Here is a 16,944-nt window from a genome sequence, read left to right on the forward strand (position 1 = left end):
TCCTCGAGGGTGTGGTCGGTGTTCATGCCGATGCCGAAGCGCATCATCAGCACCTTGGCCTCGCGCGGGGTCAGCGTCGAGAGGATCTCGCGCACGATCTCGGACAGCGAGGCGTTGGTGGCCGAGTCCAGCGGCGAGACCGCGCCCTGGTCCTCGATGAAGTCGCCCAGGCTCGAATCGTCGTCCTCGCCAATGGGCGTCTCCATGGAGATGGGCTCCTTGGAGATCTTCATCACGCGGCGGACCTTGTCCTCGGGCAGGTCCATCCGTTCGGCCAGTTCCTCGGGCGTGGCCTCGCGGCCCATTTCCTGGAGCATCTGGCGGCTGATGCGGTTGAGCTTGTTGATCGTCTCGATCATGTGCACCGGGATGCGGATCGTGCGTGCCTGGTCGGCGATCGAGCGGGTGATCGCCTGGCGGATCCACCAGGTGGCGTAGGTCGAGAACTTGTAGCCGCGGCGGTATTCGAACTTGTCGACCGCCTTCATCAGGCCGATGTTGCCTTCCTGGATCAGGTCGAGGAACTGCAGGCCGCGGTTGGTGTACTTCTTGGCGATCGAGATGACCAGACGCAGGTTGGCCTCGATCATCTCCTTCTTCGCCCGGCGGGCCTTGCCCTCGCCGAGCGTCACCTTGCGGTGAACGTCGCGGATGCCGCTGACGGGAAGCTGGCTGTCGCGCTCGACGGTGGCCAGTCGCTTGGCCAGTCGCTCGATCTCCGGCTGGACGGCGGCGAACTTGGCGGTCGGCTTGCCCTTGGTGACCTCCGCGATCCACTCGTTGCTGGTCTCGTGGCCACGGAAGGCGTGGATGAAGATCTCGCGCTTGATGCCACCCTTCTCGACGGCCTGCTGCATGATCTGCTTTTCCAGCAGGCGCACGCGGGCGATGGCGTCACGGACCTGCTTGACGAGTCGCTCGTTGAAGTTGGGGTTGAGTTTCAGCGTGATCAGCTGGTCGGCGATCTGGTCGGTGAGCGCCTTGATCTTGGCCGCGTCGGTCTTGGCCTTGCGGCTCTTGGTGGCGATCGCCTGGCGTTGCTCGTGGAGCTCCTTGAGTTCCATGATCACCGCGCGCACGGCCTCGACATCGATGCCGGTGTCCTTTTCCTCTTCCTCGTCGTCCGCGTCGTCGTTCTTGTTGCCGCCCGGCGTCGGGATCTCGTCATCGAGCGCGTGGAAGCCGACCACGACGTCGGCGAGCTTGATCTCCTCGGCCTCGACTCGGGCGTACTGGGCCAGCAGGGTGTCCAGCGTCGGCGGGAAGGCCGCCATCGCGATGGTGACCTCGCGCAGGCCTTCCTCGATGCGCTTGGCGATCTCGATCTCGCCTTCGCGGTTGAGGAGGTCGACCGTGCCCATCTCGCGCATGTACATGCGCACCGGGTCGGTGGTGCGGCCGAACTCGGCGTCCACCTGCGAGGCGAGCACGGCGACGGCCTCCTCGGTGGCCTCGTCGTCGTTGGATACGCGCTGCTCGTCCGACAGGCCCAGGTCATCGTTGTCCGGCGGCGTTTCCGCCACGTGGATGCCCATGTCCTGGATCATGCCGATGATCACCTCGATCTGTTCGGCATCGACCAGCGACTCGGGCAGATGGTCGTTGATCTCGGCATACGTCAGGTAACCCTGCTCGTTGCCCAGGGCGATCAACTGCTTGATGCTGGTTTGTTGGTCTTGCTGCATCGGCGTGGAACCTGCTCCGGCAATTCGGTGAAAACGTCTGAGAGTCGCGCCGCGGATACGCAGGCGCCCCGCGCAGTCCCGTCCAGCGGACGAGGCGCGTCAGTGGATTCCGGCGGCGCGAGGAGACGTTCGGGCCTCGCGCGGGGTGGCCCGACGAACCGGCCGGCTGGGCGGGTTGATCGTGCGGGCGTTCCCGTTGGGGAACACGAAATTATACCGCCTTGCGGGCGATTCGTCCATGTCGAGATCAGTCGCGCGGTGGGCGAGCGCCGGCCAGATTGGCGCGCTGCTGCCGCTTCCTTTCCGCCAGTTCCTCGCGCCGGCGGCGCTTCTCCAGGATGTCACCCAGCATGGTGGCGGCGATTTCCGGGTTTTCAATGCCGACCAGGTTCTGCGCCTCGGCGAGTTGGCGATCCTCCGTGGTCAGACGGTCGTCGATCAGACGCTGGATCACGGCCGGTGGCCGGCCGCCGTGCCAGACTTCGGCTGGTCTCAGTCGCTCGGCGAGGCGAGGGTGGGTCAGTGCCAGCCGGAGGATCGCATGCTCCTCCGATCGCGACGGGGGCGGGCGCTTGGCGGCGGTCGGGCCGGTCGCCTGGTTCTCGTCGCGAAACGGTCGACCGAACAGTCCGTGGTGGCGGTCGACCTGGCGAGCCGTCAGGCGTTTGAGGCTACCGGGCGGCATAAGTTCGATCAGCTGGTGGGCCTGCTTGTTCTTGCGTGCCCGCGCCGCGGTGTCGTCACCGGGCACGGCCTCGTCGAGATGCAGCGTCAGGAAGCGATCGAACCCCATCGATTCCTGCTCGACGAAGCGGTTGAATCCGACCTGGCCGTGGGCGCGGACGAAGCTGTCCGGGTCCTCGCCCTCGGGCAGGAAGGCGAAACGCAGGTCGCGGCCGTCCTGCATCAGGGGCAGGGCGACCGAGAGCGCCTTGACCGCGGCGCGTCGACCGGCGGCGTCACCATCGAAGCAGAACACCAGCCGGTCGGTCTGGCGGTAGAGCAGGGTGAGCTGCTCGGCGGTGGTGGCGGTACCCAGGGTCGCCACCGCGTGGGGGATGGCGTTCTGGGCCAGCAGGATCACGTCCATGTAGCCCTCGACCACGATCAGTTGGTCGGGTCGCTGGTCGATCTGGCGCGACTCGAAAAGACCGTAGACGCCGTAGCCCTTGTGAAACAGCTCGGTCTCGGGCGAGTTGAGGTATTTCGGCTCGCCGTCGCCGATCACGCGGCCACCGAAGCCGATCACGTGCCCGCGCGGGTCGCGAATGGGGAAGATCACCCGGCCGCGGAAGCGGTCGTAGCGATCGCCGTTGTCGCGCTGGATCAACAGGCCGGTGGCCACCAACTCTTCGGGACGCGCCCGGTGACCCATGGCGGTCTCGAGGTGATTGCCGGCCGGAGCGAAGCCCAGTGCGAATCGAGCGGCGGTCTTGCCGGTCAGGCCGCGCTGCTTGAGAAAGTCGATCGCCTCGCTCGACTGCTTGAGGTTGCCACGGAACCAGTCGCTGGCCATTGCCGTGACCTGGCGCAGGCGGCCGATCCGGTCGAGCTTTTCCTGATCGCCCTTCTCGCGCGGGATCTCCAGCCCGAGCCGTCCGGCCAGGTGCTCGATCGCCGTGGGGAAGTCGAGATGATCGAACTCCATCAGGAACCCCACCACGTTGCCGTGCGCGCCGCAGCCGAAGCAGTGGTAGAACTGCTTCTCGGGGCTCACGTAGAACGAGGGGGTCTTCTCCTGGTGGAAGGGGCAGCAGGCGGCGAACTCCTTGCCCTTCTTCTTCAGCGGCACGCGCGCGCCGATCACCTCGACGATATCCGAGCGGCCGACGACTTCCTCGACGAAGGCTTCCGGTATGCGACTCACGGTGTGTCTCCGGCCCCGGGAATGACAAGACCGACCACCCCGGGAAGGGTGGTCGGTCCCGGATTGAGGATGCCTCGAGCCAGATCGGGCCCGCGCATCGGTTTATGCCGCTTTTTCGAGCAGGTCGAGCAGGTCGCCGATTTCCATCGCCTTCGGCTTGACCAGCCAGAACTTCTGCAGGTAGGCGTCGAAGTCCGCGAGGATCTCGCGGGCACGCGCGCTGTCGGTGCGGCGAGCGTGCTCCTCGATGATCGAGCGCAGGTGCTGGCGATGCGGCTCGAGCTCGGCGGCCTGCAGGCGGTGGATGTCGACCAGTTCGTGGTTGTAGCGATCGACGAAATCCTTTGCCTCGTCGAGGACGTAGGCAAACCCGCCGGTCATGCCGGCACCGAAGTTGATGCCGGTCGAGCCGAGGATGGTGACGACCCCACCGGTCATGTACTCGCAACCGTGGTCGCCGCAGCCCTCGATCACCGCCTGGGCACCCGAGTTGCGCACCGCGAAACGCTCGCCGGCCTGGCCGGCCGCGTAGAGCTTGCCGTTGGTCGCGCCGTACAGGCAGGTGTTGCCGATGATCGGCGTATCGGCGGTGGCGAAGGTGCTGCCCTTGGGCGGGTAGATCACGATCTCGCCACCGGCCATGCCCTTGCCGACGTAGTCGTTGGCATCGCCCTCGAGCTCCAGATGCAGGCCGCCGGCGTTGAACACGCCGAAGCTCTGCCCGGCGATGCCGGTGAACCTGAGCGTGATCGGGTGGTCGTTCATGCCCTGGTTGCCGTGGCGACGGGCGATCTCGCCCGAGACCCGCGCGCCGATCGAGCGATCGGTGTTGCGGATCGGGTAGCTGTACTCGCCGCCGGTCTTGCCCTCGATCGCCGGCATGACCTCTTTCACGATCTTCTCGGCCAGCAGGCCCTTGTCGTGCGGGTCGTTGTGCGGCGCGACGCAGCAGTTGGGCGCATCCGAGACCATGCCCGCATCCGAGAGGATCTTGGAGAGATCCAGGTGGCGCTGCTTGTCGGTGACCGCCTCGCGCATCTCGAACAGGTCGGTCCGGCCGATCAGCTCCTCGATCGAGCGCACGCCGACGCTCGCCATCAGGTGGCGTGCCTCTTCGGCGATGAAGCGGAAGTAGTTGACCAGCTTGTCGACCTCGCCCTTGAAGTGCTCCAGGCGCAGCACCTTGTTCTGCGTGGCCACACCCGTGGCGCAGTTGTTCAGGTGGCAGATGCGCAGGAACTTGCAACCGATGGCGATCATCGGACCGGTGCCGAAGCCGAAGCTCTCGGCGCCCAGGATCGCCGCCTTGACCACGTCGAGACCCGTCTTCAACCCACCGTCGGTCTGCAGGCGGACCTTGTCGCGCAGATCGTTGGCGCGCAGGGTCTGGTGCGCCTCGGTCAGGCCCAGCTCCCAGGGGGAGCCGGCGTACTTGACGGAGGTCAGCGGGCTCGCGCCGGTGCCGCCGTCATAGCCGGAGATGGTGATCAGGTCGGCGTAGGCCTTGGCCACGCCGGCGGCGACGGTGCCGACCCCCGGCTCGGAGACCAGCTTGACCGAGACCAGCGCCTGCGGGTTGGTCTGCTTGAGATCGAAGATCAGCTGGGCGAGATCCTCGATCGAGTAGATGTCGTGGTGCGGAGGCGGCGAGATCAGCGGCACGCCCGGGCGGGCGTAACGCAGCTTGCCGATGAACTCGTCGACCTTGTGGCCCGGCAACTGGCCACCCTCGCCCGGCTTGGCGCCCTGGGCGATCTTGATCTGAAGCACCTCGGCGTTGACCAGGTAGTGCGGCGTGACGCCGAAACGGCCCGAGGCGATCTGCTTGATCTTGCTCATCTTCGGCGTGTTGAAGCGCGCCGGGTCCTCGCCGCCCTCACCGGAGTTCGAGCGCGCGCCCAGGCGGTTCATCGCCTCGGCGATGGTCTCGTGCGCCTCGGGGGAGAGCGCGCCGAGGCTCATGCCGGCCGAGTCGAAGCGCGAGACGATCGATTCGATCGGCTCGACCTCATCGAGCGGGATCGGCGAGACATTCTCCTTCAGGCGGAACAGGTCGCGGAAGGCCGCCACCGGGCGCTCGTTGACGTGGGCGGCGTATTCCTCCCAGGCCTGGTAGTCGTCTTCCTTGACTGCCTTCTGCAGCGTCTGGACCACGTCCGGGTTGTAGGCGTGGTACTCGCCGCCGTCGATGTACTTCAGGAGGCCGCCCTGGCGGGGCAGCTTGCGCTTGGTAAACGCCTCCTTGAGCAGGATCTTCTGGTCGGCCTCGAGATCGACGAAGCGCGCCCCGGCGACCCGGCTGGTGGTGTCCTTGAAGCACAGGTCCACCACCTCGTCGGCCAGGCCGATGATCTCGAACAGCTGGGCGCCGCGATAGCTGGCCACCGAGGAGATGCCCATCTTCGACAGGATCTTCTTCAGGCCCTTGTTGATGCCCTTGACGTAGTTGCTCGCGAGCCTGTCGGCCTGCTTGACGTCGATCTGGTTGCGACGACGCATGTCGTCGATCGACTCGAAGGCGAGATACGGGAACACCGCGGTCGCGCCGTAGCCGATCAGCACCGCGCAATGGTGCGAATCACGGGCGGTGGCGGTCTCGACGACGATGTTGGCGTCGGTGCGCAGGCCCTCGCGGATCAGGCGGTGATGCACCGCGCCGGTGGCCAGCAGGGCGTGGACCGGCAGGCGATCGGTCGCGATGTTCCGGTCCGAGAGCACCAGGACGGTGTGCTCGCCCTTGATGGCGGCCACGGCCTCGTCGGTGATGCGGCGGATGGCCGCTTCCAGGCCTTCGCTCGGCTCGTAGTTGAGGTCGATGCGCTGCGAGGAGAATTCCTTGTCGGCCAGTTGCGTCAGGGCGTCGAAGCGGGCCGGGGAGAGGATCGGGCTCTCCAGCTGCACGCGGTGGGCGTGCTCCGGGGTCTCCTCGAAGACGTTGCGCTCGCGGCCGATCAGGGTCTCGAGCGACATGACCACGGCCTCGCGCAGCGGGTCGATCGGCGGGTTGGTGACCTGGGCGAACTGCTGGCGGAAGTAGTCGTACAGCGAGCGCTGGGTCTGGGAGAGCACGGCCATCGGCGTGTCGTCGCCCATCGAGCCGATCGCCTCCTGGCCGTTCTCGGCCAGCACGCGGATGACCTGATCGCGCTCCTCGAAGGACAGCAGGAAGGCCTTCTCGTAGGTGCGCACGGTGTCGGCGTCCATCGGCGCCAGCGAGAGGACCTCTTCGTTGGCGACCGAGTGCCTCAGGCGCACGGACTGCTCGCGCAGCCATTGGCGATAGGGCTTGCGACCCTTGAGGCGGCAGTCGATTTCCGGCGGCAGCATCAGCTCGCCCTCGGCGGTGTCGACGGCCACCATCTGGCCCGGACGCACGCGGCCCTTCTGTACCACGTCGGCGGGGTCGTAGTCCCAGACGCCGATCTCGGAGGCGAGCGTGATGTGGCGATCCTTGGTGATCACCCAGCGAGCCGGGCGCAGGCCGTTGCGGTCCATGGCGCAGGCGACGAAGCGGCCATCGGTCATGACGATGCCGGCCGGGCCGTCCCAGGGTTCCATGTGCAGGGAGTTGAATTCGTAGAACGCGCGCAGGTCGGCGTCCATGTGTTCGATGTTCTGCCACGCCGGCGGCACGATCAGACGCATGGCGTGGATCATGTCCAGCCCGCCGGTGATCAGCACCTCGAGCATGTTGTCCATCGACGAGGAGTCCGAGCCGGTGGTGTTGACCAGCGGCTGGATGCGGTTCATGTCCGGGATCAGCGGCGAGGAGAACTTGGCAGCCCGCGCCAGCGCCCAGTTGCGGTTGCCGCGGATGGTGTTGATCTCGCCGTTGTGCGCCAGATAACGGAACGGCTGGGCGAGCTTCCATTCCGGGAAGGTGTTGGTGGAGAAGCGCTGATGGAAGACCGCCTGCGACGATTCCAGCGCCGGATCGTTGAGATCCTTGTAGAAGCGCGGCAGGTCCTCGGGCATCAAGAGGCCCTTGTAGGAGATGACCTGGCTGGCCAGCGAGGGGACGTAGAAGTCCGGGTCGTTCTGGATCAGGTTCTCGGCATCGCGGCGGGCGACGAACAGGGCGGCGTTGAACTGCGCCTCGTTCATGCCCTCGGCCGGGGTGACGAACAGGTGCTCGATCTCCGGGCGCTTCTCCGCCGACATCTCGCCGAGGACCGCCGGGTCGGTCGGGACCACGCGCCAGCCGGCGAGGTTCAGCCCCTGTTCGGCGATCGCGCCGATCAGCGCCTCGCGGGCCCGTTCGCGCTTGGTTTCGTCACGGGAGAAGAACACCACGCCGACGGCGTAGACCTCGGGCAGTTCCAGCCCGAGATCGCTCGCCGCCTTGCGGAAGAAGCCGTCGGGCTTTTTCAGGAGCAGGCCGCAGCCGTCGCCGGACTTGCCGTCGGCGGAGATGCCGCCACGGTGGGTCATGCGAGCCAGCGCGCCGATAGCGGTCGATACCAGGCCGTGACTGGCCTGGTCGTCCATGTGGGCGATCAGGCCGAAGCCGCAGTTCTCTTTCTCGAAACTCGGGTGGTACAGACCTTGGGTGGGGGCTTGGCTCATGAGTTGCGCAACCTCTTGGAATTCTTCCGGCTTGCCGGGCGAGCGACGCTCATCCCGCCCTCGGCTTGGCGGCCCGGCCGTGTCGCCAGCGTGCCTCTCAGCATGCGCCAACAGCCCTGGTGCCGACCGTGGTTCGATGGGCGCCCGTATCCGGGGGATTTGGGCAAAATGGGGCGGAATTTTACCGGCCCGGCGGGAATCAGGCAAATCGACGCGCCGACGCGTCACCGCCGTGGGGCGGGCGGGTGACTCGCCGTAACCGGGAGGTGTGAGGCTTGCCTGGCGGCGGCGCCCCGAGTCCCTCAGTCCGATACGTCGGTGAGTCGGTCCTGGATTGCGCCCACCGAGCGCGGGTAGGGCTTGAGCTCGCGCAATTCGTCCGGGAGGGAGTCGATCGCATGCGCGGCCCGCTCGGTGGAGGCAAAGTCGCCGAAGGTGACCGTGTAGAGCACCTTGCCGCTGATCGACTGGGTATAGATGCGCCACTCCTCGCGCGGGTGCGCCTCGCTCGCATAGCGGTCGATCATTGCCTCGGCGCCGTCGAGCTTGCCGAAGGCGGCAAGCTGGATCGCGGCGCGGGCGCGCGGCTGCTCGCGGAACCAGGCGTTGTCGACATCGACCGGCGGGGTGGCCGCCGTATCGCCGCGGGCGTCCGTCTCGACCGGGCTGGTCGCCTCGGAACCGGAGTCGGCGTCGGCGTCGGTCGCCTTGGCGGACGGGCCTGCGGCCCGATCGCTTGCGTCGTCGGTGGTCTCGTCCTCCTCGTCCGCCTCGGGGCGGGCGCTCTCGTCCGGGAACGGCACGTGTAGCGGCAAGCCGTGGTCGGGCAGTGTCGCCGACTCTTGGCGGGTGTCGGTCGCGTCGGCGGCGTCGCCGTCGTTTGCCCGTTCGCGATCAGCGTCGTCATCCACGGACGCCTCGTCGCTGACAGATGCCCCTCCGGACGCCTCGTCACTGTCGGCCGCCTCTTCAGAAGCCTCGGAGTCGGGGGCCGATTCGTCGGTCTGCTCGGCCGCGGCGGGGGGGGCGGAGGTATCGCGGGGCGGATCGTCCGAGCGTCCCAGCAGCGCAAACAGACCAATGGCGATGACGGCCACGACGGTAACCGCGGCGATCAACAGCGTAGGGCTGGCCCAGAGGGGCTGTCCGGCAGGCTTTCGATGGGAGGTGTCGCGTTCGGTCGTTGCGGTCGCGGAAGCCGGTTGGTTGGCGGTGGCGGCTGTCTTGTTGGTGGCGCTGCCCGCGGTGGCGTTCGCTGCCGTCGTTGGCCGAGTGGTGCCGAGGAGCTGGGCGCAATGCAGGTCGGCGACCAGGCCGGCCAGCGGCTGGGCCGTCTCGATCTGTTCGCACAGGCCGGCCGCACCGACCAGCAGGAACAGGATGCGCTCGGGAGCCAGCTCGTGCGCCTGCGTGATCAGGTCGAACAACGCGTCGGCGGCATCCGATGCCAGCCAGTGGTCGGCGTTCTCGACCACGATCAGCAGTCGTTCCTGCCCCTCGAGGGCGGCGGTGGCGGCGTTGATCAGCTGGTCGATCGTCTCGATGCCGGCGGACAGTTGCAGCAGGGTGCTCAACTGGTCGATCAGGGCGGCCGAGCCATTGCCGCTGTCGGCCCGCAGCACGACCGGACGGACCTGTCGGGGCAGCTTCTGGCCGATGAGCTTGACGAAGGCGCGACGTTCGGCGGCCGAGTCCCCTTCGACGACCATGAACCGGTCGGAATACTTGGCGTACTGGACGATTCGTTCGGCCTGTTCCAGGGCGTGTTCCGTCGCTTCGGTCATGGCAGCATCCTTTGTCGCTAGGGTCGATGAGTAAGGGGGTCAGGCGGCTCGTGTCGCCTGGATGGTGGCAACGATGGCCTCGTCGGGGACGCGATCGACCAGTCGTGCCTGGCCCAGGCGGCCGAGCAGGACGAGCCGCAGGCGACCCTCCTCGACCTTCTTGTCGCTGTCCATCAGTTCGCGCAGTCGCTCGACGGAGAGTTCGGCCGGCGCCCGGGTGGGTAGACCGGCCGAGGCGATCAAGGTTTCGATGCGTGTGACGGTGGCCGCGTCGATCAGCTCGAGGCGGTGAGAGAGGTCGGCGGCCATGCACATGCCCGCGCCGACCGCCTCGCCGTGCAGCCAGCGTCCGTACCCCATGCCGGCCTCGATGGCGTGGCCGAAGGTATGGCCGAGGTTGAGCAGAGCGCGGATGCCGCCCTCGCGCTCGTCCTGGCGGACGATCTCGGCCTTGATCAGGCAGGACTGGCGGATGGCCTCGGTCAGCGCGGCGCGGTCACGCTGGCGCAGCGAATCCATGTTGGCCTCGATCCAGTCGAGGAAATCCTCGTCCCAGAGCAGGCCGTACTTGATCACCTCGGCCAGCCCGGCCGAGAGCTCGCGATCGGGCAGCGTGTCGAGGCTGGCGGTGTCGGCGAGCACGCAGCGCGGCTGGTAGAACGCGCCGATCATGTTCTTGCCGCGCGGATGGTTCACGCCGGTCTTGCCGCCGACCGAACTGTCGACCTGGGCGAGCAGGGTGGTCGGCACCTGGATGAAGGGGATGCCGCGCTGGAAGCTTGCCGCCGCGAAGCCGGTGATGTCGCCGATCACGCCGCCGCCGAGAGCGATCAGCGTGGTCTTGCGATCGGCCTGCTTTTCCATCAGAAAGTCGTAGATGCGTTCGAGCGTCTCGAGGTTCTTGTACTGCTCGCCGTCGGGCAGGGCGATCAGGTCGACACGCTTGCCGGCGGCCTCGAGCGCCTGGGTCAGGCGTTCAGCGTACAGCGGCGCGACGGTGGTGTTGCTGACGATCACCGCGCGCGACGAGGGGATGAATGGCACGAGTTCGTCGCCATCGATCAGCCCGGCGCCGATGAAGATCGGGTAGCTGCGCTCGCCCAGGTCCACGTTGACGGTGGTGGGTTGCGAGAGGGTGGAGGCGGGATCGTTCATGATCGGTGCCCTGTCGGCTGCGGTTCGTCAGGTGGCCATCCCCCGGTGGGGCGCCATGTTGCCCGGTCCCGTCGTTGCGGGTGGACCAGTGCGAAGTCTACATCAACGCGTCCCGCTGTCGTCGGTCTCGAGGCCGTGCTGGCGGCTCGCGGCGAGGATGCGGTCGGCCATGGCCCGCGGGGTCTGTCCGCCGGTTTCCAGCACCACGTGGGCGGTCTCGCGGTAGAGCGGATCGCGTTCGTCCATCAGCCGCTGCAAGGTTGCGCGGCGGTCGCCGTTCTGCAACAGGGGGCGCTGGGTATCGTGCTGGGTGCGCTCGAACTGGCGTTCCACCGACGTGTAGAGGTAGACGACCAGGCCGCTTTCCCGCAGCAGCTTGCGGTTGTCCTCACGCAGGACGGCCCCGCCGCCCGTGGCAAGCACCATGCCGCCTCCTTTGGTCAGGTCGGTGAGCATATCGTGTTCCCGATCGCGGAAGCCGGACTCGCCCTCGATGTCGAAGATCAGAGGGATGCTCGCGCCGGTGCGTTTCTCGATCTCGCGGTCGGAGTCGTGGAATGTCCAGCCGAGCCGGTTGGCCAGCAGGCGGCCGATGGTCGTTTTCCCGGCCCCCATCGGGCCGATCAGGATGATATTGCGCATGTGTGCGGATTATACCGGTTGGGGAAACGAAAAACCCCGCCGAGGCGGGGCTGGGTCGGGGTCGGCGGGCCGATCAGTTGTTGATCATTACGCCCCGGTTGTGGTTCGCGAGATTGTCCCGATCGACGATCTTCGGTGTGACGAAGATCAACAACTCGAAGCGCGAATCGTCTCGCAACCGGTTCTTGAACAGGTTGCCGAGGCCAGGCAGGTCGCCGAAGAACGGTACCTTCTCGAGTTGGGTGACATTCTCGAACTCGTAGATGCCGCCGAGCACCACGGTCTGGCCGTTCTGCACCTGCACCTTGGTCTGCACCTCGCGGGTGTTGATCGGCGGCTCGCCGTTGATCGCGCGGGTGTAGTCCGGCTCTTCCTTCATCACCAGGATGTCCATGATCACGTTGTCGTTGGGCGTGATCTGCGGGGTGACCTCGGTCTTGAGCAGGGCCTCCTTGAACTCGATGTTCGAGATGGCGCCACCCCCGGAGGCGGTCTGGGACTGATAGGGGATCTCGACGCCCTGCGAGATGGTCGCCTTGTGGCCGTTGGTGGTGATCACCTTCGGGTTGGAGACGATCTTGCCGGTGCCTTCGCTCTGCATGGCCTGCAGTTCGAGGTTCAAGAGGACGTTCGAGCCAAGGATGGCCAGGCCCAGCGATCCGGTCGGATCGCCGCTGATGGGGGTATTGACCATCCAGCTGTCCTGGGAGGCAAACGATGTGTTGTTCAGGGTGCCGTCACCCGTTTCTATGGGGAAGCTCGGCGCGTCGCTGCCATCGTAGGCACCACCGCCGAATCCGACGCGTTGCCCGCCGCGATCGAAGCCGCCCTGTACACCCCAGCGCACGCCCAGTTCACGCGAGAAGTTGTCGGTGGCGATTACGATACGGGTCTCGACCAGTACCTGCTTGACCGGGCGGTCGATCTGATCGATCAGGCCACGGACGCGGTCGAGCGCTTCGGCGGTGTCGGTGACGATCAGGTTGTTGGTGCGCGAGTCGACGGTGATCGAGCCGCGACGACTGAGGAAGTTGCCATCGCTTTCCTTGTCGCCGTCATCCTTGCCGAGACCGGAGCTCTGGCGCACCAGAGAAGCGATGTCGTCGGCCTTGGCGTAGTTGATCTGGACGATGTCGGTGATCAACGGGGCCAGTCGCTGAGCCTGGTCACGGGCGGCGAGTTCGGCCTTGTCGCGCGCCGCCACCTCGTCGGTGGGTGCGACGTAAATGACATTGCCGTTCTCGCGCGAGGAGAGACCCTTGGTGGTCATGATCAGGTCGAGAGCCTGGTCCCAGGGCACGTTTTCCAGCCGCAGGCTGATCGAGCCCTGCACGCTGTCGCTGACCACGATGTTGTTGCCGGTGAAGTCCGCGATCAGTTGCAGCAGCGGGCGGACCTGGATGTCCTGGAACTTCAGGGTCAGGCGTTCACCCGTGTACTCCTTCTTGCCGAGCGAGGTGCGCTGCTCTTCCTCGGGGATCGGCTGGACCTCGACCACCAGGCGGTCGCCGGTCTGATAGGCGAGGTGTTCACCGGCATCCTTGGTCTTCAGGGTGACGCGGCTGCCGTTGCCCTCGCGACGCACGTCGACGCGTTCGATCGGAGTGGCGAAGTCGTTGACGTTGTAGCCGCCTTCCTCGATGCGGGTATCCGGCAGGCGCACGACGATCTGGCTGCCCTGGCGCTTGATGTCCATCGGCGCCTCGGTGCTGCCCACATCGAGCAGCAGGCGGCCGGCCCCGCTGGAGGCGCGGCGGAAGTCGATCGGCTGGCCGGCATCCATGGCCGTGGCCTCGGAGCCAGAATCGCCCTTGTCGGTCACGGCCATGCCGCTCTCGGTGGTCGTGGCCTCACGTGCCTCGTTGAACGAGACGGTCAGGCGGTCGCCGTCCTGGTCGATCGAATAGGGCACCGACTGGTCGAGGTTGAAGACCGCGCGGGTCTTGCCATTGGCCTCTGCCAGCATTACCGACTTCACGGCACCCAGGTCGATGTCGGTCTGGCGGCTGCCGGTCTCGTTGTCGACGTCGGGCAGGTCGATGGCGACGCGTGCAGGGTTGTCGATCTTGAAGCTGTTCGGCTCACCGGCCAGTGGCTCGGAGAGGTTGAAATGCACTTGTACCTTGCCATCGCTGGTTCGGTCGTAGGTGATCTCGTTGAGATCGCCGGCCACGGCCAAGATTGGCGCCAGTGCGGCTGCCATGCTGATGGCTGGGAGGCCTAGCCCTCGACGCAGTCCGGTGCCCAGGCGTGAAGGTTTCTTGAGGTTGTCCATATCGCTGCTTCCCATCATTTAGCTCCGGCCGCCCTGAGACTTGACGACCGTTGTCTGTTTTCTCCAGCCGCCCCGTCCGTCGGGCACGATTTCCTCCAGCGTGACGCTGGTTTCGCCGATCTCCATCACTTCACCGTAATTGCGGCCCATGTGGTCGCCGAGCATTACCTCGTGGATGACCCCGTTGCCGTCGCGGATCAGGGCGTAGGTGTCGCCCTGGCGACTGATGATGCCGCGCATGGCGAGTGCGTCCAGGGGGAACTGTTCCAGCGGCTCCTTGGGGCGATCGACGTCCGGCTTGAGGCCGTCCTCGTCGTCAACGTCGTCTTCCTTGGGCGGCATGAACGGGGTGCGGGCCTCCGCCGGTACGCTGTAGGCGTATTTCGGCAGGGGTTTCATTTCCGGGATCGGCTCGATCTTGCCGCCCGGACGGGCTTCCAGTTCGGCGACCTCTTGCTTGAGATCGTTCATGTCCTGGGCGCAGCCGCTGAGCCCGCCGATCAGGATCAATCCGGAGCCGATCAGTCCCAGCCGAGTCAGGCCAGGTCGGATGCGGCCGGTGCGCGCGTGGTCCATGTTCATTGGCCGCCTCCTTGCTCGCCGCTTTCGAGGTAACGGTAGGTCTTCGCCTGGATGCCCATCGTCAGCTCACGCTCGGCGTCGTCGTCCGTGTCGTTGCCATCCCGCGGTTTCATCGCCGGATTGTGCAGGGTCACGATCCGCGGCAGGTTGGCCGTGTCGCTGATGAACTGCGTGAGCTCGCGGTAGGTGCCGCGCAGCGACAGGTGATAGGTCATCTCGGCGTAGAAGTCGTGCCTGACCTCGTTACCCGGTCGGATCTGTTCGTTCTTCAGGCCGTTGGAGAGCGAGGTCTGGGCCACGTTGTCGATCAGGTTTTCCGCCTCACGCTTGTTCGGCAACTGGCGCAGCAGCTCGCCGAAGCGGTTCTCCATTTCCTTGATCTGCTCCTCGTAGGCTTCGAGATTGGCCGCCAGTCGCTGCTTCTGGTCGACGGTCTGCAGCAAGGACTTCTCCTCGCGCTGTTCGCGCTCGAGCAGTTCCTTCTGCGGCAGGGTGTCGAAGTAGATCACCGCGCCGACGATCAGCACGAATATGAAGGCGAAGATGACCAGCCGGGTGCCGAGCGAGGTCAGGCCGATGGTCTGGAAGTCGAGATTTCTCAGTTCGTTGAGGTCCATGGCTTAGTTCTCCTGCTCCGCATCGTCTTCCTTGGGCGGGGTGACCTTCGCTTCGATCGAGAACACGTACTGGCCGGCGTCGGTGGCCTGATTTTCGCCCTCCTCTGCAAGGATGCCCGAGCCCACCAGGTTGGCGTTGCCGATGTAGTCGGCACTGTTGAGCCGGCGCAGGTAGGCCGCGACCCGCGCCTGGGCATCGGCCTTGCCTTGGATGCTGATCTTCTCGTCGTTGGTCACCGTGATGTCGGTCAGTTGAACGCCGTCCGGCAGGGTGGTGATGAAGTTTTCCACCAGGTGAACGATGGTCGGCCGGCTGGACTGCAGCTTCTCGATCACCTGCATGCGAGCGGTGAGTTCGGCCTTGCGTTGCTTGAGCTCGTTTATCGTCTGGATCTGCCGATCGAGCTTCTTGATCACGTCCTCGAGGTAGGCGTTTCGTGCTTGCTGATGCTCGATCTGCGATTGCATGAAGGTGTGGACCCCGAACGCGACGGCGACGGCGACAAGGGCAACCAGCACGAGGTGGATGACGAAATCGCGTTGCCGCTTCTGGCGACGTTCCTCACGCCAGGGGAGTAGGTTGATCCGTCTCATCAGTCGAAGCTCCTTAACGCAAGCCCGCAGGCGATCAGCATTGCGGTGCCGTGCCGAGCCATCTGCTCGGCTGACACGCCAGGTCCCTTGGCGAGTGCGGCGAACGGATTCGCCAGCCGGGTGGGAACCCCGGTCTCGTTGTTGATCCGCTCGACGGCGCCCGCGGTGTTGGCCGCGCCGCCACCGAGCAGGATCAGGTTGACGGTGCTGCCGCTGGATTCCGAGTAGTAGTACTGGATGAACCGCTCGATGTTCATGGCGAGCGAATCGAGGTACGGCTGGAGCACCTTGCGGGGATAATCCTCGGGGAGGCTGTCGTCACGCTTGCGCTGCTCGGCTTCCTCGAGCGACAACCCGTACTGGGCGGCGATCTCGCTGGTGAGCTGCTGGCCCCCGCCTTCGTGTTCGCGGGTATAGACGATGTCGTCTCCGACGAAGATGCTCAGCGTCGTGGTGGTGTCGCCCAGATCGAATACCGCGACCGGTTGGGAACGTTCCTCGGGCGCGAGTGTCGGAGCGAGTATCTCGGTAAACGCGTTCTGCAGGGCGAACGATTCGATGTCGACCACGTCGACCGTCATGCCTGCCGCCTCGGCCACGGCCACCCGGCTGTCCACGTTGTCCGTGCGCGTGGCGGCCATCAGGACGTCGACCCCCTCCGACTCGCCGCTTCGCCGCTTCGTCTGCTTGCCGAGGATGTCGGTCTGCACCGGCTCGAAGTCGAAGTTGACCTCGTCGATCGGGAACGGGATGTACTGGTCGGCCTCTAGCCGCACCTGTTCCTCGAGCTCGAATTCGTCGCCGGGGTTGTCGATATGCAACACCCGGCTGACCGCCGAGGAAGTCGGTACCGCCATGCACAGGTGGCGACCCTTGAGTCGAGCGCGACGAACGGCGCGGGTGAGCGCGTCGGCGACGGCTTCCGTGTCGGTGATCGACTTGCCTTGTACCGCACCCTGCGGCAGAGGTTCGATGGCGAACGCCGTGGTGCGGTAACCACCGCGCCGTTTTTCGAGTTGGATGAGCTTGACGGCGGTCGAGCTGATGTCGACCCCGAGGCGAGCGGGTTTAGCGCTGAATAGTGGCACGGTCATTCCCTTCCTTTTGAGCGTGCGTTAAGGTTTCGCACACACGCACCTTGTCTCCCAGAGAGTCATCCTATGGCATAACCGTCGGG

Annotated in this window: 11 protein-coding genes; all 11 read right to left on the reverse strand. The window is 65.9% G+C overall.

The window, feature by feature from the left end; translation table 11 throughout:
• On the reverse strand, window positions 1-1,685 hold a 1,685-nt coding region (rpoD, locus tag ACLFRM_RS04010), incomplete at its 3' end, for an RNA polymerase sigma factor RpoD (RefSeq protein ID WP_410754429.1).
• 247 nt (window positions 1,686-1,932) lie between these two features.
• Window positions 1,933-3,552, reverse strand: a complete 1,620-nt coding sequence (gene dnaG / locus ACLFRM_RS04015; RefSeq protein WP_410754430.1) for a DNA primase — start codon at window positions 3,550-3,552, stop codon at window positions 1,933-1,935.
• Window positions 3,553-3,654: 102 nt separating this feature from the next.
• Window positions 3,655-8,118, reverse strand: coding sequence for a glutamate synthase large subunit (gene gltB, locus ACLFRM_RS04020; RefSeq protein WP_410754431.1), 4,464 nt, complete (start codon window positions 8,116-8,118; stop codon window positions 3,655-3,657).
• Window positions 8,119-8,420: 302 nt separating this feature from the next.
• Window positions 8,421-9,902 carry an SPOR domain-containing protein gene (locus ACLFRM_RS04025; RefSeq protein ID WP_410754432.1) on the reverse strand — a complete coding sequence of 494 codons (1,482 nt, stop codon included), beginning with the start codon at window positions 9,900-9,902 and terminating at the stop codon, window positions 8,421-8,423.
• Window positions 9,903-9,941: 39 nt separating this feature from the next.
• Window positions 9,942-11,057: a 3-dehydroquinate synthase gene (aroB, locus tag ACLFRM_RS04030; RefSeq protein ID WP_410754433.1), complete on the reverse strand. Its 1,116-nt coding sequence runs from the start codon at window positions 11,055-11,057 to the stop codon at window positions 9,942-9,944.
• Between the two features lie 102 nt (window positions 11,058-11,159).
• Entirely contained in the window at window positions 11,160-11,699 is a 540-nt protein-coding gene (aroK, locus tag ACLFRM_RS04035; protein WP_410754434.1) for a shikimate kinase AroK, read from the reverse strand.
• Between the two features lie 73 nt (window positions 11,700-11,772).
• Complete coding sequence (gene pilQ, locus ACLFRM_RS04040) at window positions 11,773-13,872, reverse strand: type IV pilus secretin PilQ (protein WP_410754455.1); 2,100 nt, start codon at window positions 13,870-13,872, stop codon at window positions 11,773-11,775.
• A 120-nt stretch (window positions 13,873-13,992) separates the two neighbouring features.
• Complete coding sequence (locus tag ACLFRM_RS04045; RefSeq protein ID WP_410754435.1) at window positions 13,993-14,556, reverse strand: pilus assembly protein PilP; 564 nt, start codon at window positions 14,554-14,556, stop codon at window positions 13,993-13,995.
• Entirely contained in the window at window positions 14,553-15,173 is a 621-nt protein-coding gene (locus tag ACLFRM_RS04050) for a type 4a pilus biogenesis protein PilO (protein WP_410754436.1), read from the reverse strand. Before ACLFRM_RS04050 ends, ACLFRM_RS04045 begins: the two co-directional genes overlap by 4 nt.
• 3 nt (window positions 15,174-15,176) lie before the next feature.
• Window positions 15,177-15,767 (reverse strand): PilN domain-containing protein, encoded by a 591-nt coding sequence (locus ACLFRM_RS04055; protein ID WP_410754437.1) that lies wholly within the window; start codon window positions 15,765-15,767, stop codon window positions 15,177-15,179.
• Window positions 15,767-16,861, reverse strand: coding sequence for a type IV pilus assembly protein PilM (gene pilM, locus ACLFRM_RS04060; RefSeq protein ID WP_410754438.1), 1,095 nt, complete (start codon window positions 16,859-16,861; stop codon window positions 15,767-15,769). The genes ACLFRM_RS04055 and pilM overlap by 1 nt, the downstream gene beginning before the upstream one ends.
• Window positions 16,862-16,944: the final 83 nt, after the last annotated feature.

Origin of the sequence: Guyparkeria sp., from assembly GCF_046540515.1 — a bacterium.
Classification (GTDB): domain Bacteria; phylum Pseudomonadota; class Gammaproteobacteria; order Halothiobacillales; family Halothiobacillaceae; genus Guyparkeria.